This window comes from Marimonas lutisalis (assembly GCF_005434965.1).
Lineage (GTDB): Bacteria > Pseudomonadota > Alphaproteobacteria > Rhodobacterales > Rhodobacteraceae > Marimonas_A > Marimonas_A lutisalis.
The window spans coordinates 774,300-795,958 of sequence record NZ_SKCI01000002.1; the positions used below are offsets into that span (position 1 = coordinate 774,300).

Below are 21,659 nucleotides of genomic sequence, written 5' to 3' on the forward strand. Positions count from 1 at the left end.
GAGAGGGCATGAACTGGATTGCCCTTTCCATTGCCGCCGCCGCGTTCCAGACGCTGCGCTTCATGCTGCAGAAACATCTGAGCATGGGCACGCTGAGCGCGGGTGGAGCGACGCTGGCGCGGTTTTTCTACTCGGCGCCTTTCGTGGTGACGCTGGCGGTGGTTTACGCAACGGCCAGCGGGGCGGGCTGGACGGGGCTGGGCCCGCGGTTCTGGGCCTATGCGCTGACCGGGGGGCTGACACAGATCCTGGCGACGTGGTGCGTGGTGGCGCTTTTCGCGCATCGCAATTTCGCTGTCGGCATCACCTTCAAGAAAACCGAGGTGGTGCAGACCGCGATGGTGGGGCTGGTGCTGCTGGGCGACCGGGTGTCGGCCATCGGCATGGGGGCGATCGTGCTGGGGCTGGTCGGTGTGCTGGTGCTGTCGGAGGCGCCGGGCGGCAAGGGCGGATGGGCGCGGCTTTTCAACCGGGCGGCGGGGCTGGGCCTGCTTTCCGGGGCGTTCTTTGCCGTGTCGGCGGTAACCTACCGCGGGGCCACGCTGGAGGTGGCAAGCGACGATCCGTTCCTGCGCGCGGTGATCGCGCTGGCGGCGGTCACGTTGAGCCAGACCATCGGGCTTTCGGCCTGGCTGGCCTGGCGCGAAAAGGGGGAGTTGCGCCGGGTGATCGCGGCGCGGCGCACTGCGGTCTGGATGGGACTGACGGGCATGGCCGGATCGCTGTGCTGGTTCACCGCCTTCACGTTGCAGAACGCGGCCTACGTCTTTGCCGTCGGGCAGATCGAGGTGATCTTCTCGATCTTCGCGTCGGTGCTGTTTTTCGGCGAGACGATCACGCGGCGCGAATACGCCGGGATCGGGTTCCTGACGGCGAGCATCCTGGTGCTGGTGCTGTTCGGCTAGGGGCAGGGCGCCACGCCTCAGTCGTGGCGGATTTCCTTGCCCGACATCGGCCCCTTGCCCTTGAGGCGCAGAAAGAGGCTTTCCTCGGTTCCGTTGTGAAAGAACGGCACGTTGTTGGGCGGCGAGAGGTCATGCGCGCGCGCCGCGACCTCGGCAAGGACCACCTCGGTGATGAAGGGCAGGTCGAAGTGGCGGACCTTTTCCAGCGGAATCCATTGCAGGTGTGAAAGTTCATCCTGTGCGCCGGCGAAATCGTCGAGATCGTTGGCGATCTCGCTGGCGTCGACCAGAAAGAAACGCGCATCGAAACGCCGCGGGCGGCCGGGCGGCGTGATGGCGCGGAAGACGAATTGCAGCGGGTGCGCATCGGGGACATAGCCCGCGGCGGCGAAATCGGCCCAGTCGGCGGGCGGTTCGATTTCCCATTCGCCCTTCTGGCCGAGGATCAGGCCGGTTTCCTCCCACAGCTCGCGGATCGCGGCGGTGGCCAGGGCATGGGTGTAATCTTCGGCTGAATCTTCAAGCAGGCGGTCACGGCAGACCTGCGGCATGCGCCGCGCCAGCGGCACGCCGGCATCGTCGGGATCGACCGCGCCGCCGGGAAAGACGAACTTGTTTGGCATGAACGCGGCGCTGGCGCCGCGCTGGCCCATCAGCACGCGGGGTTCATCCATGCGGTCGCGCAGGACGATCACCGTGGCGGCGTTGCGAATGGCTGTCTTGTCCACCTTTTGCGGCGGTGTCTGGCTGCTCATCTGGCCTCGCTTCCTTGCGGCGCGGGCTCAGTCCTCGTTTCCGAAGCCGTGCATCTGCCGGGCCCACTGGAACCCGACCACCGCGCCTTTCAGTCTGGGCAGAAGGTATAGCGAGAGCGTGACACATCCAATAGCGAAGATGGTGAAAAGCACCAGAGGTTCGGGCCGCCATGTCACGAAGACCACGTGCAGGAGCGGCGCCATCAGGTGGCCGACAATCAGGATGGTCAGATAGGCCGGGCCGTCATCGGCGCGATGGTGGTGCAGTTCTTCGCGGCACACCGTGCATTCGTCGCGCACCTTGAGATAGCCCTTGAGAAGGGGGCCCGAACCGCAATTCGGACAGCGCCGACGCCAGCCGTTGCGCAGGGCCGGGCCGAGCGGGCGGTCTTCGGTGTCGTGTTCGTGGGTGGCGGTTTGATCGGTCATGTGTGTCCTCGCGCTTAAGCGCTGAAACTGGGGGAAAAGCCCGGCCAATTAAAGGAGGCGCATTGTCCTTGCGGCGGGATGTCGCGCAGCGCGGGCGGGGGTGCGCAAGTTTTTTCGGCAAACTGGCGACGGAAAGAGCGGTCTGCGCCGTGAAAGATATGAACCCGGGCAGGAAGGTCCGGGGCGAAGGACGGACAGTTCACCCAATTGAACAAGCGGAGACGCAACATGAAACGTAGCTATATCATCACCGGTCTGACGATCCTGAGCCTGACGGCAGGTGCCGGGGCGGCACTGGCCTTTGCCAAGCATGGCGAGCGCCACATGCGCGGCGGCCATGCTGGCGGGATGCACATGATGGAAAATTTCGCCGACGCAGATGCCGATGGCGATGGCAAGGTGACGCAGGAGGAAATGAAGGCCTATGCCAAGGCCCGTTTTGACGCCGCGGATACCGATGGCAATGGCAAGCTGTCGGCCGACGAGATGAAGGCCGCCGCCGAGAAACGCGCCGAAGAGGCCCGCCAGCGCCGGTTCGAGCGTATGGCCACGCGGATGATCGAGCGCATGGACGACGACGGCGACTGCGAAATTTCGTTCGAGGAAATGCCCGGCCAGCAGACCGGCATGGAGCGCATGTTCGACCGGCTGGATGCCGATGGCGACGGGGCGATCTCGGAAGAGGAGATGGCCAAGATGCGTGAGCGGATGCGCGATGGCGGCAAGGGCGGTTATGGCGAACGTCGCCATCACGGCCACGGCGACGGGCATGGCTATCGCCGTGGCGATCGTGACTGAGACCGCGTGATGCGCGGGCCGGGGCGGAGACATGCCGCCCCGGCCGGCACCGCCTGTTGCGCGGTGCAGGGGAAGGGGTTAGGCCGGCAGGGTGATGCAGCAGATGGCCTTGGACGATTCAGGAGAGCTCTCTGACGAGGCGCTCATGGTCCTTTTCGCCAATGGCGACGAGGCGGCGGCGCGCATCCTGACCACGCGGCTGACGCCGGTGGTGATGGCCCATGCCTATCGCCTGCTGGGCGACCGCACCGAGGCCGAGGACATCGCGCAGGAGGCGATGCTGCGGCTGTGGAAGATCGCTGGGGACTGGCGGCAGGGCGAGGCAAAGGTGACGACGTGGCTCTACCGTGTGGTGGCCAACCTGAGCACCGACCGGCTGCGCCGGCGCGGGCGCAACGGCCCGCCGCTGGACGAGGTGCCCGAGCCGCGCGACGAGGCGGAAGGCCCGGCCGAGCGGATGCAGACCCAGGCGCGGGCCGAGGCGCTGCAGGCGGCGCTGAACGCATTGCCCGAGCGGCAGCGCCAGGCCGTGGTGCTGCGGCATATCGAGGGGCTGGGCAATCCGGAGATTGCCGGGATCATGGAGATCAGCACCGAGGCGGTGGAGAGTTTGACCGCGCGGGGGAAACGGGCGCTGGGCGCGGCATTGGCCGCGCGGCGCGAGGAATTGGGGTATGGCGATGACTGATACGGATCGCGAAACGGATGACATGCTGGAGAGCCTGTTCGAGGCGGCCCGTGCGGCGCCGGAGCCCGCCGACGCAGCGCTGATGGCGCGGGTGCTGGCGGATGCCCGGGCGGTGCAGGCGGAGACCGGGCCAACGGCGCTGCCCCGCCGTGGACCGGGGCTTTGGGCGATGCTGGGCGGATGGCCCGCGATGGGCGGTCTGGCCACGGCGACGGTTGCCGGGCTCTGGCTGGGCTTTACCCCGGCGCTGGGCGTGGGCACGGCCGTGAGCGGATTGATCACGGCGAGCCCGGGCGACGTGCTGTCGCTGATGGATGTGAGCGAGGGGTTCGGGCTCGACATGGATGAGACGGGGCTGGCAACCGAGGAGGATGCGGGATGAGCGAGACCAGGCAAGACACTCCGAAAATGGGCCGCGGCGTCCGGGTTCTGCTGTTCGCGTCGCTGGCGGTGAACCTGCTGGTGGCCGGGCTGGTTGTCGGGGCCGTGGTGTCGCACCGGACGGGCGACAGCCACCGCCCGCCGCGCATCGACCAGGTGGGCGGGCCGATGGCCCGCGCGCTGAGCCGCGAGGACCGGCGCGCCCTGGGCCGCGAGATGCGCGGGGCCTATCGGGACAGGCGTGGCACACGGGCCGAGATCCGGGCCGAGTTCGACAAGATGATCGCGGCGCTGGAGGCGAGCCCCTATGATTCCGCGGTGGTGCGCGAGAGCCTGGAGCGGCAGATGCAGGGCATAGAGCAGGGGGCGCAACTGGGCTTCGACCTTCTGTTGCAGCGTCTGGACGCGATGAGCGACGCCGAGCGCGCCGCCTATGCCGCGCGGCTGCGCGAGGAACTGACCCGCAAGCGCCGCCCCGAAGGGCGCCGCAAACCGCACTGGCATTGAGTGGGGCCTGTTCAGGCCGCCGGCCGGCGGGTGCACAGGGTGACCTGATTGCGGCCATGCGATTTCGCCGCGTAAAGCGCGCGGTCAGCGCGATCCAGCATCGCCTCGGGCGCCATCGGATCGGGATGGGCGCGGGCCATGCCCGGTGCCGGGGCATCCGAAGCAAGCGTCACGCCGATACTGGCCGTGATGCGGATCGGCCGGGGCTGGCCGGGCAGGTCGAACCCGGTTGCCGCGAGTCTTCTGCACAACCGCTGCGCGGCCATATGCGCGGCATGCCGCCCGGTATCGGGCATGGCGATCAGGAATTCCTCGCCGCCGAGCCGCGCGACCAGATCCTCTTCGCGCATCGCGTCGCGCAACACCGTGGCGACACGGGCGAGGACCGCATCGCCCGCGGCATGGCCGAACCTGTCGTTGATCAGCTTGAAATGGTCGAGATCGACAACCATGACGGCATAGTCACGGCCGGTTTCGGCGGCCTGGTCGGCCAGCCGTGCCAGCCGGGGCATGGCATAGCGGCGATTGTAGAGCCCGGTCAGGGGATCGGTCACTGCGGCGCGCAGGCCGTCGCGCATCGAGGCGCGCAGGCTGTCGATCCGCCGTTTGCGCAGCACCTGGCGGCGCAGCCGCAGCGCCAACTCGCGGGTGTTCGAGCCGTCGCCCATCACCTCGATCGCGCCGCGGTCCAGCGCTTCGGCGCCGAGCCGGGCGTCCGCGCCGGACAGGGCAACGATGATCCCGGCCTCGCGCGTGCCGGGCTGCGAGGTGAGATCGGCCAGCAGGCGCAGGCCGGCGCCGGGCGCATCGATGCCGAGCTCGAGCGCGATGGCATCCGGTCGAAGACCCTGGCCCAGCCGCGCGATCACCTGGTCGCAGGCGACGGGGACGAGACGGTCCTGCAGCATCGGGGCCAGGGCCCCGGCCCATCGGCCGGCGCTGTCGGCGCTGCCGGATACCAGCATCACCGTGCCCGGGCTGTCGAACCTCTCACCCGCCTCGGCCAGGCCGAGCACACGGCGTGCACCTTCGCGCAGGCGTAGCTCCTCGGTGGTTTCGCGCTGGCGCAGCAGGGCGCGCAGCCGGGCCAGCAGCAGGTCATCGGAGAGCGGTTTGACCAGGACGTCATCGACGCCCGCGGCCAGAAGCGACAGGCGGCTCGCCCTGTCAGGGTCGGAGGTGACGACAAGAACCGGTGTCTGGGCCAGGTCGGGATCATCGCGCAGGGCCTTGACCAGCGCCGCAAGCGGCATGTCGCCGAGCCGCGCAGGTGTCAGGATAATGTCGGGCCGTGCCGCGCGCGCGGCGGTCAGACCGTCCTGCGCGCTGCTGGCCTGCACGACCCGGTAACAGGCCGCCGCCAGCTTGACCTTGAGCATCACGCGGTTCGTGGCGATGTCGTCGATGATGAGGACCTTGCCGGGCACAGAAGACCTTTCGAACTTGTGTCTTGTATCGGGTCGATCCTTTCCCCACAGTGGTTAAGAAATCCTTTCCAAGGTTGGTAAAAATGTCGATGTCGCAGGAATCCGCCGAAACGATCGCGCTGCAGGCGCTGGCCTGGCTGGCCGCGAATGACGATCTGTTGCCGGTTTTCCTCGGCTCGACCGGAACGGTTGCCGACGAGTTGCGGGACCGGGCGCAGGATGCCGATTTCCTGGGTTCGATCCTGGATTTTCTGCTGATGGACGATGCCTGGGTGGTGGCGTTCTGCGATACCGCGGGGCTGAGCTATGACAAGCCGATGCTGGCGCGCGCGGTTCTGCCGGGCGGCAAGCAGATGTACTGGACCTGAGACGGGCAAGCGGTGATGGTATCCGACAGAAGCCTGCGCCTCGATGGTATCGTCTTCGACAAGGACGGGACGCTTTTCGATTTCGCCGCCACTTGGGAGGCCTGGGCCAAGGCGTTCCTCGACCGGGTGTGCGACGGCGCCCGGGACCGGGCCATGGACCTGGGCCGGCTGGTGGGATTCGACTATGAAATGCAGTGCTTTGCCCCCGACAGCGTGGTGATCGCCGGCACCCCGGAGGAAGCCGCCCGCGCGCTTCTGCCGGGGCTGCCGGGCATGGACCTTGCGACGCTGATCGGCATCCTGAACGAAGAAGCCGCGCGCGCGCCGCAATCCGAGGCGGTGCCTCTGCGGCCTTTCCTGCAGGGGCTGCGCGATGCGGGCCTGCGTCTCGGGGTGGCAACCAACGACGCCGAGGCCCCGGCGCGCTCGCATCTCGACAGCGCGGGCGTGTCGGGGTTCTTCGATTTCATCGCGGGCTTCGACAGCGGCCATGGCGGCAAGCCCGCCCCCGGCCAGCTGCTGGCGTTTCTGGAGGCGACCGGCACCGCGCCCGACCGGGTGGCGATGGTGGGCGACAGCGCGCATGACCTCGTGGCGGGGCGGGCGGCGGGGATGCAGACGATCGGGGTGCTGACCGGCATGGCCGAGGCGGCCGACCTTGTGGCGCTCGCGGATGTCGTGCTGCCCGATATCGGGCATATCCCGGCCTGGCTGGGCCTTGCGGCGGGCACCGTCCCGGCGGCTTAACGCAGCCGCGGCGCGGCGAAAGCCTGGGGGTGATCCGCGGCTGACATCCGGCTGACATGTGTGCACCGCCGCAGCGCGGCAAATCTTTACGGTGTCTTTAGTTAACCGCGCGTGCGGTAGGCCGCCCCCCGCACACGGCCCGCCCGCCCACCCCGTGCGCCGGGGGGCTTGGCGCGCCATGGCAAATGGCGCGCGCGTAGTGAGGGCGGAGTTTGAGTATTTGGACCAAGAAAGAGCGAAGCATCGGGCGGTCCCATCTCTCTTTCTTGGCAAAAAAACTCAATGGCCCGACCGATCGGTCGGCGGCACGGTGGAGGATCAGGCAGGCGGATGATGGCCCCGCCGCGACGCGTGGAACACGCGGTGCAAAACCTCGGGTGATGATAGCGGTCCTTGTCAGAATCCGACAGAACCCGTCGCGGATGGGAAGGCGAAGGTGGGCGACAGGCCCTTTGATCGGCCCAGGCGATCAGGGAGAGACTCCATGGCAAGAGCGGCAACACGACGGCGCGGCGGCGGGCGTGCGGGCAATGCGGCGCGGCGCGGCGCGGCGGTGATCGAGCAGATGCCTTGGCGGATACCCGTCAATGCCGACCGGCCGACCGAGCCTTTGCCCGAGGAGGGCGTGCAGGCGGTTCACGAAGGCGCGATGCACATCCTGGAAGAGATCGGCATCGAGATCCTGAACCCCGAGGCGCTGGAGATTTTCCGCGAGAACGGGGCGATCGTAGAGGGCGAGAATGTGCGGGTGGGCCGCGAATTCATCATGGAGATGATCGCCAAGGCGCCCGAGCAGTGGACGATGACGCCGCGCAACCCCGACAGGGAACTGACCATCGGCGGCAACCATATCGTGTTCGGCAACGTGAGCAGCCCGCCCAATTACTGGACGATGGAAACCGGCCGCAAGCTGCCCGGCACGCGCGATATGTGCGCCGACCTGATCAAGCTGAGCCAGTATTTCAACTGCATCCATTTCTGTGGCGGTTACCCGGTCGAGCCGCAGGACATCCATGCCGGCATCCGCCATCTCGATGTGCTTTATGACAAGCTGACGCTGACCGACAAGGTGATCCATACCTACAGCCTGGGCAAGGAACGCGTCGAGGATGCGATCGAGATGGTGCGCATCGCCGGACAGCACACGCGCGAGGAATTCGAGGCGAGCCCGAAATTCTATACCAACATCAACTCGACCTCGCCCTTGAAGCACGACCATCCGATGCTGGATGGCTGGATGCGGATGGCGCGCGCCAACCAGGGTCTCGTGGTCACGCCCTTTACCCTGGCCGGCGCGATGGCACCCGTGACCATGGCCGGTGCGGTGGCGCAGAGCCTGGCCGAGGGGCTGATCGCGGTGGCGCTGGCGCAGGTGATCCGGCCGGGCGCGCCCTGCGCGATCGGCACGTTCACCTCGAATGTGGACATGAAGAGCGGCGCGCCGGCCTTCGGCACGCCGGAATACATGCGCGCCACGCAGATGACCGGGCAGATGGCGCGGTTCTACAAGCTGCCGATGCGCTCTTCGGGGGTGTGTGCGGCGAACGTGCCGGATGCGCAGGCGATGTGGGAGACCGAGCACAGCCTGTGGGCGGCGATCCAGTCGGGCACGAACATGGTTTACCACGCCGCCGGCTGGCTGGAGGGCGGGCTGATCGCCAGCCCCGAGAAATTCATCATGGATTGCGAGGTGCTGCAGCAGATGCAGCGTTACATGGAACCCGCGATCTGGGCGACCACCCCCGACGATATCGCGCTGGACGCGATCGCCGAGGTGGGGGGCGATGGGCATTTCTTTGGCCTGCAGCACACCCAAGACCGCTATACCTCCGCCTTTTACCAGCCGTTCCTGAGCGACTGGCGGAATTTCGAGGCCTGGGAGCAAGCTGGCGCCGTCTGGACGCCCGAGCGCGCGCATCACCTTTACAAGCGGATCATCGAGAGTTTCGAGCCGCCCGAGATGGACGCGGCGGTGCGCGAAGAGCTGGAAGCCTTCGTGGCCCGCCGCAAGGAAGAGGGCGGGGCGCCCACCGATTTCTGAGCCCGGGCCGCGCGCCATCCTGCGGAACTGGTGGCGCCGGGCCGCCCGCTGACATAAAACCGTTACAAACGGGTCGGGGCAGCCATGGGCGAGACAAGCGGCATTTTCACGGCATTGGGCGGGATCGGGCTGTTCCTGCTGGGCATGGTGCTGATGACCGAGGGCCTGCAGGGGCTGGCGGGTCAGGCGCTGCGCCGGGTGTTGCGCCGGTTCACCCGTACCCCGCTGCGCGGCGTGGCCGCGGGCACGGTGGTGACGGCGGCGCTGCAAAGCTCATCAGCGACGACGGTGACGGTGATCGGGTTCGTCAGCGCGGGACTTCTGAGTTTCAGCCAGGGGCTGGGCATCGTGTTCGGCGCCAATATAGGTACGACCTTCACCGGCTGGCTGGTGGCGCTTCTGGGGTTCGACCTGGATCTTGAGACGGTGGCGCTGCCGCTGGTGTTCGTCGGTGGCTTGATGCGGCTGTTCGGCGGGCGCCGGGTGGGGCATGGCGGCTCGGCCCTGGCCGGCTTTGCGCTTCTGTTCCTGGGCATCGGGCTGATGCAGCAGGGCATGACCGGGCTGAGCGCGGTGGTCACACCCGAGAGCATGCCCGGCGACACGTTGGCGGGCCGGGCGCAACTGGTGGCGGTGGGGGCGTTGGTGACGGCGGTCACGCAATCGTCGAGCGCCGGCGTGGCGGCGGCGCTGGTGGCGCTGGATGCGGGGGCGATCGGGTTCGGACAGGCGGCGGTGATGGTGGTGGGCATGAATATCGGCACCACGGTCACGGCGCTTCTGGCGACGCTGGGCGGGTCCATCGCGGCGCGCCAGACCGGGGTGGCGCATCTGCTGTTCAACCTGTTCGTGGGCGTTCTGGCCTTCGCGTTGCTGGTGCCGTTCGGGCCGATGGCGGAGCGGGTGATCGCGGCGGGCGGGCGCGAGGAGGCGCGGCTGGCGCTGGTGGTGTTCCACACCGCGTTCAACGTGATCGGCGTGGTCGTGGTCCTGGCGCTGCTGCACCCGTTCATCGCGGTGGTGCGCCGGCTGGTACGCGAGCGGCGCGAAGCGTTGACGGCGCGGCTGGATGAACGGCTGCTGGTACAGCCGGGGGCGGCGGTGGATGCCGCCGGGGCGACGGTGGCGGACATCACGCGGCACATGGCGGGCCTGCTGATCGCGCGGCTGTCGCCGGCGGGGCCGGCCAGGGGCGACGGGCCGCGGCTGCGCCAGGGGATGCGCGCGCTGGAGGAAACCCGCGGCTTTGTCGAGAAGATCAACGCCGCGTCGCTGACCGGGACGGTGCTGGGCCGCTACCTGGACATCGTCCATGTGCTGGATCACCTGAGCCGCCTTGGCTATCGCATCACCCAGGAAGAACGCGCGCGCACGCTGCGCAGCGACCGCAAGCTGACGCGGTTGGGCGCGATCACGCGGCATGGGCTGATCGGTATGCTGAGAGAAGGCGCGACGGCGCAGAAGGCGGCGTGGTTCGGGCGCTGGCAGGAGATCATCCGCGCCCACGAGACGAATTTCCGCAATACGCTGGTGGAGCGTGCGGGCAAGGGACGCGAGGCGCCCGGCGAGGCGATGGCGCAGATGGATGCCGCGCGCTGGCTGCATCGCGTGGCCTACCATGTCTGGCGCAGCCTCTATCACCTGGACCGCATCGAGCGATCGCGCGAGGAGCCGGTCGAGCGGCGCCCGCGCGAGGAAGCCCGCGAGGACGTGCGGGCCGATTGAGCGCGCGCATTTTGCGTCTGCCGTTGCCGGGCGGTTCGCGCTAGGCTGCGCACGGAATCGAGAAGAGGTGCCGTATGGCCGAGATACAACCGGAGAACGTGACGCTGAACCGCACGGAAATGGCACTGGTCGGGGGATTTGCCGGGCTGGCGCTGTGGCTGTTCGTCGATGTGCTGCCGGATGTGATCGACAATGACCGGCTGCTGCTGTTCCTGGCCACGCTGTGTCTGAGCGCGTTCGCGGTACTGCTGGCGCTGGGCGGGCCGGAGCGGATCTGGCGCGCGGCAATCGGGGCGCTGGTGCTGGCGGTGCCGGTTGCGGGGCTGATGCTCTGGGCCAGTTACCGGTTCGACGCGGTTGAGCCGCTCTTGACCGGCGGGCACGGGCTCGTGTCGTTGGGCGCGATCGTGTTCGTGGCGACGCCCTTCGTTGCCGCACGGCTGAGCGAGGCGGGCGGGTGGGCCCGCTATGCGCTGTTGTTCGATGCGTCCTGGATGATCGTGGTGCGCTTTGTCGCGGCGTGGCTGTTTGCCGGGTTGTTCTGGGCGGTGCTGATGCTGTCGAACGAGCTGTTGTCGCTGGTGGGCGTGACCCTGATCGAGGACATCCTGGATTTCGAGCCGGTGCCCTACGTGCTGACCGGGCTGTTGCTGGGGCTGGCGATCCAGGTGGTGCACGAGCTGCGCGACTATGTCAGCCCCTTTCTGATCCATCGCCTGCTGCGGCTGCTCTTGCCGATGCTGTTGCCGGTGGTGGTGCTGTTCATTGCCGCGTTGCCCTTCCGGGGATTGAGCGGATTGTTCGGGTCGCTGTCGCCGGCGGCGACGCTGATGGCGGTGGCCTTTGCCGGGGTGACGCTGATTTCCACCGCGATCGACCGCGACGACGAGAACGCCACAGCGAGCGTGGTGATCCGCGACAGCGCACGGCTGATGGCGCTGACGCTGCCGGTGCTGGGGGGGCTCGCGCTTTACGCCGTGTGGTTGCGGGTGGGGCAGTATGGCTGGACGCCTGACCGGTTGCTGGCGTGGTTCGCTGCCGGATTCATCGCATTTTACGGCGCGGCCTATGCGCTGGCGGTGCTGAGCGGGGCGCGCTGGATGGGCCGCATCCGCGAGGTCAACCGCTGGGTCGCGGTGGGCATTGTCGCGGCGGCTGCGCTGTGGCTGACGCCGGTGGTCGATGCCCAGAAGATCAGTGCGAACAGCCAGCTGGCCCGGATCGAGGAGAACGGGCTGGAGCCGGGGCAGATGGCGCTATGGGAAATGGCGCATGAATGGGGCCATGCGGGCCAGGCGGCGCTGGACCGGATGGTGGCGCAGGCCGAGGAAAGCAGTGATGACGGGATGATCGACGCGGTGGCGCGTGCCCGCGAGGCGCGCACGCTTTTTCTTTATCGGCAGGATATGGAGCAGCAAGGAAAAGGCAGCACCGCCGAGCGGCTGCATGCGGTGTTGGCTGTTCGGCCCGAGGGACGGATCCTGCCGCTGGAGGCCTTCGAGTCGATGTCGGAGTTTATTCAGCGGGACTGGGAAAAGGCTTGCAGTTACAAGCTGAGCGATGGGCGGCCGGGATGCGTGGCGGTGCTGGGCCAGTTCCGGCCCGGTGTTGAGGTGCCGCACGGATTCGTGCTGCTGAATACCGTGTCGGGCCGGGTGCGTGTGAACGGCTTTGTCCTGCGTGACGGAATGCTCCGGCCGTGGGGCGGGGCCTGGGATGCCACCGGATCGACGCCGCCGGGCCGGGCGCTCGAGGCGCGGGCCGACGCGGTGATCGGCGCCGCGCTGGACGGGGCCTATGACATCGTGCCGGCGGGCGTGAAGGCGCTGAAGATCGAGGGTCTGGAATTAATTCCCGACAATTGAAACCGTTGAGGATTTGTTAAACGCGGGCGCGGCATGGTGGCGCCGAGCGACGACAACGCAGGTCCGGCATGCACGGTTTGATAAACAGGGCGATACAGCGGTTCGTGACCGACACCTATGGCGAGGAGGCCTGGCAGAGGGTGGCGCGCGCGGCCGAGCTGGGGTTCACCGATTTCGAGGCGATGCTGATCTATGAAGCGGTGATGACGCAACGCGTGCTGGACGCGGTCTGCGACGATCTGGAAAAGCCCTGTGCCGAGGTGCTGGAAGATCTGGGCACCTACCTGGTGAGCCATCCGAATGTCGAGGCGCTGCGGCGCCTGCTGCGCTTTGGCGGGGTGGATTTCACGGAGTTCCTGCATTCGCTGAACGATCTGCCCGACCGCGCGCGGCTGGCGGTTTCGGACCTGGATCTGCCAGAGCTGGAGTTGCGCGAACATGCGCATGACCGCTTCAGCCTGACAGTCAGCGCGCCGCAGGACGGGTTCGGCCACGTGATGATGGGCGTGTTGCGAACCCTGGCCGATGATTACGGCGCGCTGGTCTATCTTGAGCACAAGGGCGGGCCGCGCGGGCGCGAGGTGATCGACATCACCCTGATCGAGGCCGGGTTCGCCGAAGGCCGGCATTTCGACCTGGCTGCGAGGGTGGGCTGATCCATGCAGCAGAGTGCGGCCATGATCCCCGTTTTCGACCAGCTGTGCCCGATGCATGTGCTGCTGGACACGACAGGCCACGTGGTCCATGCGGGCCCCACCCTGCAGAAGCTGCGGCCCGATGCGCCGCTTGCCAGCCTGCGGTTCCTGGAGCTGTTCGAGTTGCAACGGCCGCGCGCGGTTCGCTCGATGGAGGAGCTGCTGGCGTCATCCGGGATGAAGCTGCACCTGCGGTTCCGCGATGCGCCGCCGACCGATCTGAAAGGGGTGTTGATGCCGCTGCCCGGGGGCGAAGGGGCGATCGTGAACCTGTCTTTCGGGATTTCGATCCTGGACGCGGTGGGCGATTACAAACTGACCAGCGCGGATTTCGCCGCCACCGACCTGACCATCGAGATGCTGTACCTGGTCGAGGCCAAATCGGCGGCGATGGAGGCCTCGCGCATGCTGAACCAGAAGCTGCAGGGCGCAAAGATTGCCGCCGAGGAGCAGGCATATACCGATACCCTGACCGGGCTGAAGAACCGCCGGGCGATGGACCATGTCCTGGGCCGGCTGATCGCGGGCGAACGGCCCTTTGCGCTGATGCATATCGATCTGGATTTCTTCAAGGCGGTGAACGACACGTTGGGCCATGCGGCGGGCGATCACGTGCTGCAGCACGTGGCGCGGATCATGGTCGAGGAAACGCGCGCGGCAGACACGGTGGCGCGGGTGGGCGGCGACGAGTTCGTGATTCTGTTCGACGGGCTGACCGGGCGTGGCGTGCTGGACCGGGTGGCGCGCCGGATCATCGGCCAGCTGGAAAAGCCGATCCCCTTCGATGGGCAGAGATGCAAGATCTCGGCCAGTTGCGGCACCGCGCTGTCGAGCGATTATGACACGCCCGAGGCCGAGCGGATGATGGCCGATGCGGATCTCGCGCTTTATGCCTCGAAGCGCAGGGGGCGGGCCTGCCATACGTTCTGGTCGCGGGACCTGGCCGAAGAGGCGCAGGCCACGCTGCCGCCCGCGTGCCGCGGGGACGCGGCGCATGTGCCACCGCCCCGGCAGTGAGCGATCAGGCCGCGTGCCCGGCGCCGGCGATGTAGCCCAGCGTGACCGCGGACAGGAGCCCGTTGCCCGAGAGATAGCCGGTATCGCCTTGGCCCGAGACGCCGCAGGCCGCGCCGCCGGCGGCGTAGAGATTGGCGAAGTCGCCACCATCCGCGCGGCGCACGCGCGCGGTGCCCGGGTCGACCACGAGGCCACCCTGGGTGTGAAAGAGCGCGCCGGTGACCCGCACCGCGGCATAGGGCGGCGTGAGGCCCGGCGGCGTGAAGACCCGGCCGAAGCGGTCGGGCGTGCCGAAGGGGATCTCGTCCAGCGTCGCGCGCAGCGCATCTTCGGGCAGGCCGGTGGACTGCGCCAGCGCGGTGATGCTGTCGGCTATGCGGATGGCGCCCTGGGCCTCGGCCTGGCGGAAATCCTCGAACTGGCGGGCGATGGCGGCGATGCGGGCATCGAAGATAGCCCAGGCCTGGCCCTCGGGTTGGGCCAGCACGGCGCGGGCGGCCTCGGAATAGCCCTGGGATTCGTTCCAGAAGCGCTCGCCCGCGAGATTGACCTGGATGCCGCCCTCCATGATGACCGCCCAGGAGATCAGGATGCCGTGGGGATGGGCGACGTTGCCGTGACCCTGGTAGGCGCCCAGGTGCCCGGTTTCGGCGCCAAGCGCCTCGCCCCAGATCACCGCCTCGCCGCGGTTGCCGTCATGGCCGAACCACAGCGCCTCGCGGATCGCGGGCATGTGGCGGGCGACCATGTCGCGGTTGCCGCCAAAACCGTTGCAGGCGAGGATCAGCCGGTCACAGCCGACGGTTTCGCTGGCGCCATCGGGGCCGCAGAGGCGCAGGCCGGTCACCCGGTCGCCGGTGTGAAAGAGCCGGTCGGCGCGGCGTTCGCAGATGATGTCGATGCCGGCGGCCTCGGCCGCGCTGCGCAGCCGGTCGATGAGTTCGCGCCCGGCGCGGCTGGGCAATCCGTGCATGCGGCGGCGGGAATGGCCCGGATAATCGAAATCGGTCACCACCGAGAAGGGCAGGCCGTGTTTGTCGGCCAGCCATTCGATGACCGGCCCGGCGGTGCGGGCCATCGCGGCGACCAGGGCGGGATCGTTTTCGTCATGCGCTTTGGCCTGGATGTCGGCGGCGAAGCGTTCGGGCGTGTCGTCGATCCCGGCCGCGGCCTGAAAGCGCGTGCCGGCGGCGGGGATCAGCCCGGCGCTGAGCGCGGTGGAGCCCGAGGGGAGGGCATCGGCCTCGATCACCAGCACCTGCTGGCCGGTCTCCTGCGCGGCGAGCGCGGCGGTGAGCCCGGCGGCCCCGGCGCCGAGGATGAGCGTCTGCACGTGCAGATCGAACCGGTCCGGCGTGGGGGCGATATCGGGCATCAGTCGCGGTCGCTCCCCTCGAAGCGGCGGCCGGTGGCGAGCATGTCGGGCGTGCCGATCACGCGGTTCAGCCCGTCGAAATCGAACATCCGGTCGGCAAAGGGGATGTTCGAGCCGTTGGTGTGCAGCGAGCGGTAATAGTCGGCGGCGGTATGGGCCAGCGCGCGGACGATGCCGCCGGGGAAGATCACGATGTCGAAGCCGAGCTCTTGCAGGTCGTCGGCGGATTTGATCGGCGTGGCGCCGCCCTCGACCATGTTGGCCAGAAGCGGGACGCGGCCCCGGAAGGTCTGCGCCACCCTGGCCAGTTCGTCGCCGGTGCGCGGCGCCTCGATGAAGAGCACGTCGGCGCCGGCGGCGACATAGGCCTCGGCCCGGTCGATGGCGGCGGAGAAGCCTTCGACGGCGATAGCATCGGTGCGCGCGATGATGAGGGTTTCATCGCTGGCGCGGTCATCGGCCATGGCAGCGATCTTGCCCACCATTTCCTGTTTGGAAACCAGAGACTTGTCCGACAGGTGGCCGCAGCGCTTGGGATAGGTCTGGTCCTCGAGTTGCAGCGCGTTGGCGCCGGCGCGTTCGTAAAGGCGCATGGTGCGCTGGGCGTTGAGCGCGTTGCCGAAACCGGTATCGGCGTCGATGATCACCGGGAGATCGACCCGGTCACGCACGAGGTTCATGGTTTCGGCCATCTCGGTGACCGAGGTGAGGCCGATATCGGGGCGGCCGAGGCGGGTATAGGCGACGGCGGCGCCGGAAAGGTAGAGCGCCTCGAAGCCGGCCTCGGCGGCGATCGCGGCGGTGAGGCCGTCATAGACGCCGGGGGTGAGCAGGATCTCGGGCTGTTGCAGACGGGTGCGCAGGCTCATGCCGGATCCTCCAGCATGGCGGCGGCTTCGGCGCAGGTCATCTGGCTGCCGAGCGAGCCGAGCGAGATGAGCGTGGCGTCGTGCACCTCGGGCTTGAAGGCGGCGCAGCCATCGGTGAGCAGCACGGTGTCGATGTTGCGCAGATGCGCGTCGCGCAGGGTGGAGGCGACGCCGCCATTGGTGACGATGCCGCCAATGAGCAGCATGTCGATACCGAGCGCGCGCAGGATGTATTCCAGCCGGGTCTGGTAGAAGGCGGAATAGGCGACCTTTTCGATGGTGTAGTCGGCCGGTTGCAGCGCATCGACCAGTTGGTGGCCGAAGGCGCCCGGGGCGAAATCGCCCTTGCCGAGGAAGGGGCGCAGCTGTTTGAGGTGCGGCGCGATCAGCGGCTCACCCCCGGGGCCGGGGACAAGGGTGAACTGGGCCGAGATATAGGTGCCACCCGCGGCGTGCAGGGCATCGCGCAGGGGCGCGATGCGGTCGGGCAGCGCGGTGATCGCCGCGGCGCCCTGTCCGGCGCGGCCATAGGCGCCTTCGGGGTGCAGGAAATCGTTTTGCAGGTCGATGGTCAGAAGCGCGGTGCGCGCGGGATCGAGCCGGTCGATCTTGGCCATGTGATCAGTCCCCCGTTCGTTCGATGATGGTGTTGCCGAAGCGATCGGTCGTGCCGACGAGCCCGGGTTCGATCAGCACGGTGGTATCGGGCTGTTCGAGGATGGCCGGGCCTTCGATCCGCGCGCCGATGGGCAGCGACAGGCGGTCATAGATCGCGGTGTCGTGCCAGGCGTCGCCGAAATGCACACGGCGGCTGCCCTTGTGCGCGTCCGCCACGCTGCCGCCGGAAGGGGCGAGCGTGGAGAGATCGAACTTGGGCCGTTTGCCGATGACGGCGGTGCGCAGGTTCATCACCCGCCGCGTGCCGTTTGGCAGGAGACGCCCATAGGTGGCGGCATAGGCCGCATCGAAGGCCTGGGCGATCTCCTCCCGGGTGGGCGGCGTGACGCGGGTGCCATCGAGCGTGATCGGGAGCGGCACGGCGACGGTGTGGGTCTGGCCGAGATAGGCCATGTCGAGCTCGACCACCACCTCGCGCGCGTCGAACCGGGTGCGGGCGGCATCGAGGATGGCCATGCCCTGATCGACATGGTCCTGCATGAAAGCGGTCAGCGCGGTCTCGTCCATCTGGTCAACGAATGTGTTGATGGTCTGCACGAAGTCCTGGCGCATGTCGGCGATAACGCAGCCCATCGCGCTGGTCACGCCGGGGTGGCGGGGCACGATGGCGCGGCCGATGCCGACATCGGCCATCATCGCACCCGAGTGCAGCGCGCCGCCGCCGCCGAAGGGCATGAAGGCAAACCGCTTGGGATCAAACCCGCGTTCGATGCTGACAAGGCGGATGGCGCCGGCCATGCGCGAGTTGGCGACGCGCAGGATGGCCTCGGCCGCCTCGACGGTGGAGAGACCCAGCGGCGCGCCGATATGGGTGTCGATGGCGCGCGCGGCGGCGTCGACATCCAGCCGGTCGAGCTTGCCGCCGATGGGGTTCTCGGCGTCGATCCGGCCCAGCACGACATTGGCGTCGGTCACGGTGGGGCGGTCATTGCCGAGGCCATAGGCGACGGGGCCGGGATTGGAGCCCGCGCTTTCGGGGCCGATGTTGAGAAGCCCGCCCTTGTCGACCCAGGCGATGGAACCGCCGCCGGCGCCGATGGTGGTGATCTCGATCATGGGGGTGCGCACGACCATTCCGAAATCGATCGCGGTTTGCGGGCTGAGCATGGACTGGCCGCCGGCGATGAGCGAGACATCGAAGGAGGTGCCGCCCATGTCACCGGTGATGACATCGGGAAAGCCCGCGGTCTGGGCGATGTAGCTGGCCGCGATGACGCCCGCAGCGGGACCCGAGAGCGCGGTGCGCACTGGCAGGCGGCAGGCGGTATCGACGGACATGACGCCGCCGTTCGATTGCACGATCATGAATTCGCCGCCAAAGCCGCCGCCCTTCAAAGCGGTTTCGAGCCGGTCGATATAGCCCGAGACCTCGGGCTGGAGATAGGCGTTGAGCGCGGTGGTGGAAAAGCGTTCGTATTCGCGGATTTCGGGCAGGATCTCGGAACTGGCCGAGACATGCGGGTTGGGCCAGAGGGCGCGGACCGCTTCGACGGCGCGGGCCTCATTCTCCGGGTTGGCGTAGGCGTTGGCGAAGAGGATCGCCACGGCGGCGCAGCCCTGATCCAGAAGGGTTTGTGCCGCGGCACGCACGGCGCCCAGATCGACGGGGGTGTGGATGGTGCCATCGGCCAGCGTGCGTTCGGGCACTTCAAGGCGCAGGTCGCGGGGCACGACGGGGGTGAAATCGCCGCGCAGGCCCCAGGTGCGGGGCCGGTCGCGGCGGCGCATTTCCAGCACGTCGCGCAGCCCTTGCGTGGTGATCACGCCGATGCGCGCGCCCTTGCGTTCCAGCAGCGCGTTGGTGCCGGCGGTGGTGCCGTGCACGACGACCGCGACCGACGACAGATCGCTGACCTGCCGGTTGATACCGTCGAGAAAGCCGCCCGACTGGTCGGGCCGGGTGGTCGGCACCTTGGCGACCGAGGCGGTGCCGGTTTCCTCGTCGAGCACGAAAACGTCGGTGAAGGTGCCGCCGACATCGACGCCGATCATACGTCCGCTCATTTCTGCACCTCCTGCCAGGCGTTGCCGTAGTGGCGGGTGGCCTCTTCGGCGCTGAGATAGCCCATGGCCACGTCATGGGCGACCGATTGCGGATCGCGTTCGCGCGCCGGGCCGTAACCGCCGCCGCCCGGGGTTTCCAGGCGCACGGCCTGCCCCTGTTTCAGGCGAATGCCGCGCATTTTCGAGGCCATCGGCGGGTGATGCCAACCATCGTCCTGCTGGTAGGAAAAGACGTTGAGCGCGGATTCTTCGCCGCCCGCCACGCCCTGGGGCGAGAAGCGGCCGCGTTCGCCGAAAAGAAACGCCTCGGCGCCGTTCTCCTCGAGCACCTCGATCTCGTAGACCGCGCCCAGCCCGCCGCGATGGGCGCCGGCACCGGCGCTGTCGGGGCGCAGGGCCCACTGGCGGAACATCACCGGATAGGCCGCTTCGAGGATTTCCATCGGCGGAATGGTGGCGGTGGAGATGGGCGCGTTGCCGTGGTTGAGCCCGTCGCCTTCGGGCGTGCCGCCATGGCCGCCGCCGTAGAAGGAAAACATCACCCAGGGCTGGCCGTTTGACCGTTTGCCCGCGATCGAGAGCGCGTTGATCGTGCCATAGGCATTGGCGACGACGCGCTGGGGCGCGGCCTTGGCCATGGCGGAAAAGATCACGTCGATCATGCGCAGGATGGTTTCGGTATAGCCGCCCACCGGTGCCGGAAACTCGGCCGAGAGGAGCGAGCCTTCGGGGATGCGCACGTCGATCGGGCGCATGACGCCCGCGTTGGCGGGCAGCGCGGGAAAGACGTGCTTGATGGCGACATAAGCCGTGGCGACGGCGGTGGGCAGGGCGATGTTGACCGGCCCCGCGCAGCGCGGCGCGGTGCCGTCGAAATCGAGCACCATCCGGTCGCCCTTGATTTCCAGCGCTACCCGGATCGGCAGGGGGGTGTCGGTGATGCCGTCATTGTCGAGGAAATCCTCGGCCTCCCACCGGCCATCGGGGAGGGACTGAAGCTCGGAGCGCATCAGCGCCTCGGCCCTGTGGCTGAGCGCGTCGAGCGCGGCGCGGACGGTTTCGGCGCCGTACTCATCGAGCAGTTCATCAAGCCGTTTCACGCCCAGATCGAGCGCGCCCAGCTGGCCGTTGAGATCACCCATTGCCGATTGCGGCAGGCGGGTATTGCGCAGCAGGATGTCGATGATGTCCTGGTTGACCTGGCCCGCGCGAGCCAGGCGGACCGGGGGCAGCACGAAGGCCTCGGCAAAAGCATCGGTGGCGGCCGGGTTGTAGTTGCCGGGCACGGCGCCGCCGACATCGTGCCAGTGGCCGACCGAGGCGAGATAGCAGAAGAGCTCTCCATCGCGGAAATAGGGGCGGACAAGGCGCATGTCGGAAAGATGCGTGCCGCCGAGATGCGCATCGTTGAAGATGAAGATGTCGCCATCGGCCAGGTCACCCTCGGCGGCGGCCTTGTCGATCACGGCCTTCACCGCGAAAGACATGACACCGACGAAGATGGGCAGGCCGGATTTGCCCTGCACCAGCGTATCGCCGGATGCCGCGTGGTAGAGGCCATGCGAGGCGTCATGCGCCTCGGCGATGATCGGGTTGAAGGCCGCGCGGAAGAGGGTGGCGTCCATCTCGTCGGCGATCTGTTCCATGCGGCCGGCGAGAACGGCGAGGGTGATCGGGTCGATATCGCTCATGCGGTGGCCTTTACTTCGGCGATGTCGTTCCAGACGTCCTGCCGGGTGATCTTGCCGTCGGTCAGCTCAAACCGGTCGATGAAACGGATGTCCTTGAACGGGGAGCCGTCGGGCCATTCGCCATAAAGCGTGCCGATGGAATAGACGACCGATACATCGCCGGACTGGAACGCCTCGAAGCGGTCATAGGTTTTCTTGACGAACTTGTAGCGGGGTTTCGACCAGTCGATCAGTTCCTGCAGGGTGGTCATGCCCTGCGCGCCGGGGAAGTTCATCACGAAGCCGTCGCCCAGCATGGATTGCGCGGTGGCAAGATCGCGGGCCTCCATCGCGGCAAGGTAGGCGCGGATCACCTCGCAGGGATCGGGGCGGGCCGGGGCCGGATCGCGGTGGGTGCCGCCGCGCATGTAATCGGCGCGCGGCATTTCATGCAGCATGACGGTGATCGCATCGGGCGCGGCCGGCACCACGAGCCGCGCGGCATCGGTAAGCGCGCGGCCAAGGCGCGATTTTTCTTCGTCGGTATAGCCTTCGAGAATATGGGCCTCGATGATCGGCATGTGATCCCCCTGTTTGCAACCTGTATTTTTTGTAATACAGATAATGGTATCTGGAAAGGTGCAATATTTGGCTGAAAATGAGCGGGATTTGTTGCTTTTGTAAAATCCGCTGCTAGGCTGACAAGCGAATCCGG

General features: G+C 67.7%; 21 protein-coding genes. 12 read left to right on the forward strand and 9 right to left on the reverse strand.

Features of this window, described 5'->3' with window-relative positions; translation table 11 throughout:
• Window positions 1-8: 8 nt before the first annotated feature.
• Complete coding sequence (locus E0501_RS11920) at window positions 9-905, forward strand: DMT family transporter (RefSeq protein WP_137701567.1); 897 nt, start codon at window positions 9-11, stop codon at window positions 903-905.
• A 17-nt stretch (window positions 906-922) separates the two neighbouring features.
• Here E0501_RS11920 and E0501_RS11925 read toward each other — a convergent pair whose 3' ends face one another.
• Both E0501_RS11925 and E0501_RS11930 read right to left on the reverse strand, forming a co-directional pair.
• Window positions 923-1,660 (reverse strand): NUDIX hydrolase, encoded by a 738-nt coding sequence (locus E0501_RS11925; protein WP_137701568.1) that lies wholly within the window; start codon window positions 1,658-1,660, stop codon window positions 923-925.
• 27 nt (window positions 1,661-1,687) lie between these two features.
• Complete coding sequence (locus E0501_RS11930; protein WP_137701569.1) at window positions 1,688-2,089, reverse strand: DUF983 domain-containing protein; 402 nt, start codon at window positions 2,087-2,089, stop codon at window positions 1,688-1,690.
• Window positions 2,090-2,317: 228 nt separating this feature from the next.
• On the opposite strand from E0501_RS11930, the gene E0501_RS11935 reads away from it, so the two are divergent.
• The 4 genes from E0501_RS11935 (at window position 2,318) to E0501_RS11950 (ending at window position 4,463) form a co-directional block, all read left to right on the forward strand.
• Entirely contained in the window at window positions 2,318-2,887 is a 570-nt protein-coding gene (locus E0501_RS11935) for an EF-hand domain-containing protein (protein ID WP_137701570.1), read from the forward strand.
• Between the two features lie 103 nt (window positions 2,888-2,990).
• On the forward strand, window positions 2,991-3,575 hold the full coding sequence (locus tag E0501_RS11940; RefSeq protein ID WP_235857830.1) for an RNA polymerase sigma factor: 585 nt from the start codon (window positions 2,991-2,993) through the stop codon (window positions 3,573-3,575).
• Window positions 3,568-3,957 carry a hypothetical protein gene (locus E0501_RS11945; RefSeq protein ID WP_193555894.1) on the forward strand — a complete coding sequence of 130 codons (390 nt, stop codon included), beginning with the start codon at window positions 3,568-3,570 and terminating at the stop codon, window positions 3,955-3,957. Before E0501_RS11940 ends, E0501_RS11945 begins: the two co-directional genes overlap by 8 nt.
• On the forward strand, window positions 3,954-4,463 hold the full coding sequence (locus tag E0501_RS11950; protein ID WP_137701572.1) for a periplasmic heavy metal sensor: 510 nt from the start codon (window positions 3,954-3,956) through the stop codon (window positions 4,461-4,463). Before E0501_RS11945 ends, E0501_RS11950 begins: the two co-directional genes overlap by 4 nt.
• Window positions 4,464-4,474: 11 nt before the next feature.
• Here E0501_RS11950 and E0501_RS11955 read toward each other — a convergent pair whose 3' ends face one another.
• A complete protein-coding gene (locus E0501_RS11955) occupies window positions 4,475-5,890 on the reverse strand; it encodes a diguanylate cyclase (RefSeq protein WP_137701573.1) in 1,416 nt (471 codons plus the stop codon).
• 83 nt (window positions 5,891-5,973) lie between these two features.
• Here E0501_RS11955 and E0501_RS11960 point away from each other — a divergent pair, with 83 nt between their 5' ends.
• From E0501_RS11960 to E0501_RS11990, 7 genes are all read left to right on the forward strand, one after another.
• Window positions 5,974-6,258 (forward strand): DUF3572 domain-containing protein, encoded by a 285-nt coding sequence (locus E0501_RS11960; RefSeq protein ID WP_137701574.1) that lies wholly within the window; start codon window positions 5,974-5,976, stop codon window positions 6,256-6,258.
• Between the two features lie 15 nt (window positions 6,259-6,273).
• On the forward strand, window positions 6,274-7,005 hold the full coding sequence (locus tag E0501_RS11965) for an HAD family hydrolase (protein WP_137701575.1): 732 nt from the start codon (window positions 6,274-6,276) through the stop codon (window positions 7,003-7,005).
• A 484-nt stretch (window positions 7,006-7,489) separates the two neighbouring features.
• Window positions 7,490-9,046 carry a trimethylamine methyltransferase family protein gene (locus tag E0501_RS11970; RefSeq protein ID WP_137701576.1) on the forward strand — a complete coding sequence of 519 codons (1,557 nt, stop codon included), beginning with the start codon at window positions 7,490-7,492 and terminating at the stop codon, window positions 9,044-9,046.
• Between the two features lie 84 nt (window positions 9,047-9,130).
• The gene (locus E0501_RS11975) at window positions 9,131-10,771 is read left to right on the forward strand and encodes a Na/Pi cotransporter family protein (protein WP_137701577.1); all 1,641 of its coding nucleotides are present in this window, start codon (window positions 9,131-9,133) and stop codon (window positions 10,769-10,771) included.
• A 74-nt stretch (window positions 10,772-10,845) separates the two neighbouring features.
• Window positions 10,846-12,636, forward strand: coding sequence for a DUF4153 domain-containing protein (locus tag E0501_RS11980; RefSeq protein ID WP_137701578.1), 1,791 nt, complete (start codon window positions 10,846-10,848; stop codon window positions 12,634-12,636).
• 68 nt (window positions 12,637-12,704) lie between these two features.
• Window positions 12,705-13,292, forward strand: coding sequence for a heme NO-binding domain-containing protein (locus E0501_RS11985; protein WP_137701579.1), 588 nt, complete (start codon window positions 12,705-12,707; stop codon window positions 13,290-13,292).
• A gap of 3 nt (window positions 13,293-13,295) precedes the next feature.
• On the forward strand, window positions 13,296-14,348 hold the full coding sequence (locus E0501_RS11990) for a GGDEF domain-containing protein (RefSeq protein ID WP_137701580.1): 1,053 nt from the start codon (window positions 13,296-13,298) through the stop codon (window positions 14,346-14,348).
• A gap of 4 nt (window positions 14,349-14,352) precedes the next feature.
• On the opposite strand, the gene E0501_RS11995 is transcribed toward E0501_RS11990, so the two are convergent.
• From E0501_RS11995 to E0501_RS12020, 6 genes are read right to left on the reverse strand one after another with little or no spacing between them, the layout of a single operon-like run.
• Complete coding sequence (locus tag E0501_RS11995; protein ID WP_137701581.1) at window positions 14,353-15,723, reverse strand: FAD-dependent oxidoreductase; 1,371 nt, start codon at window positions 15,721-15,723, stop codon at window positions 14,353-14,355.
• Window positions 15,723-16,592, reverse strand: coding sequence for an isocitrate lyase/PEP mutase family protein (locus E0501_RS12000; RefSeq protein WP_137701582.1), 870 nt, complete (start codon window positions 16,590-16,592; stop codon window positions 15,723-15,725). The genes E0501_RS11995 and E0501_RS12000 overlap by 1 nt, the downstream gene beginning before the upstream one ends.
• Complete coding sequence (locus E0501_RS12005) at window positions 16,589-17,209, reverse strand: cysteine hydrolase family protein (RefSeq protein ID WP_137701583.1); 621 nt, start codon at window positions 17,207-17,209, stop codon at window positions 16,589-16,591. The genes E0501_RS12000 and E0501_RS12005 overlap by 4 nt, the downstream gene beginning before the upstream one ends.
• A gap of 4 nt (window positions 17,210-17,213) precedes the next feature.
• The gene (locus E0501_RS12010; RefSeq protein ID WP_137701584.1) at window positions 17,214-19,274 is read right to left on the reverse strand and encodes a hydantoinase/oxoprolinase family protein; all 2,061 of its coding nucleotides are present in this window, start codon (window positions 19,272-19,274) and stop codon (window positions 17,214-17,216) included.
• A complete protein-coding gene (locus tag E0501_RS12015; protein WP_137701585.1) occupies window positions 19,271-20,965 on the reverse strand; it encodes a hydantoinase B/oxoprolinase family protein in 1,695 nt (564 codons plus the stop codon). The genes E0501_RS12010 and E0501_RS12015 overlap by 4 nt, the downstream gene beginning before the upstream one ends.
• Window positions 20,962-21,525, reverse strand: a complete 564-nt coding sequence (locus E0501_RS12020; protein WP_137701586.1) for a tautomerase family protein — start codon at window positions 21,523-21,525, stop codon at window positions 20,962-20,964. The genes E0501_RS12015 and E0501_RS12020 overlap by 4 nt, the downstream gene beginning before the upstream one ends.
• Between the last annotated feature and the right edge of the window lie 134 nt (window positions 21,526-21,659).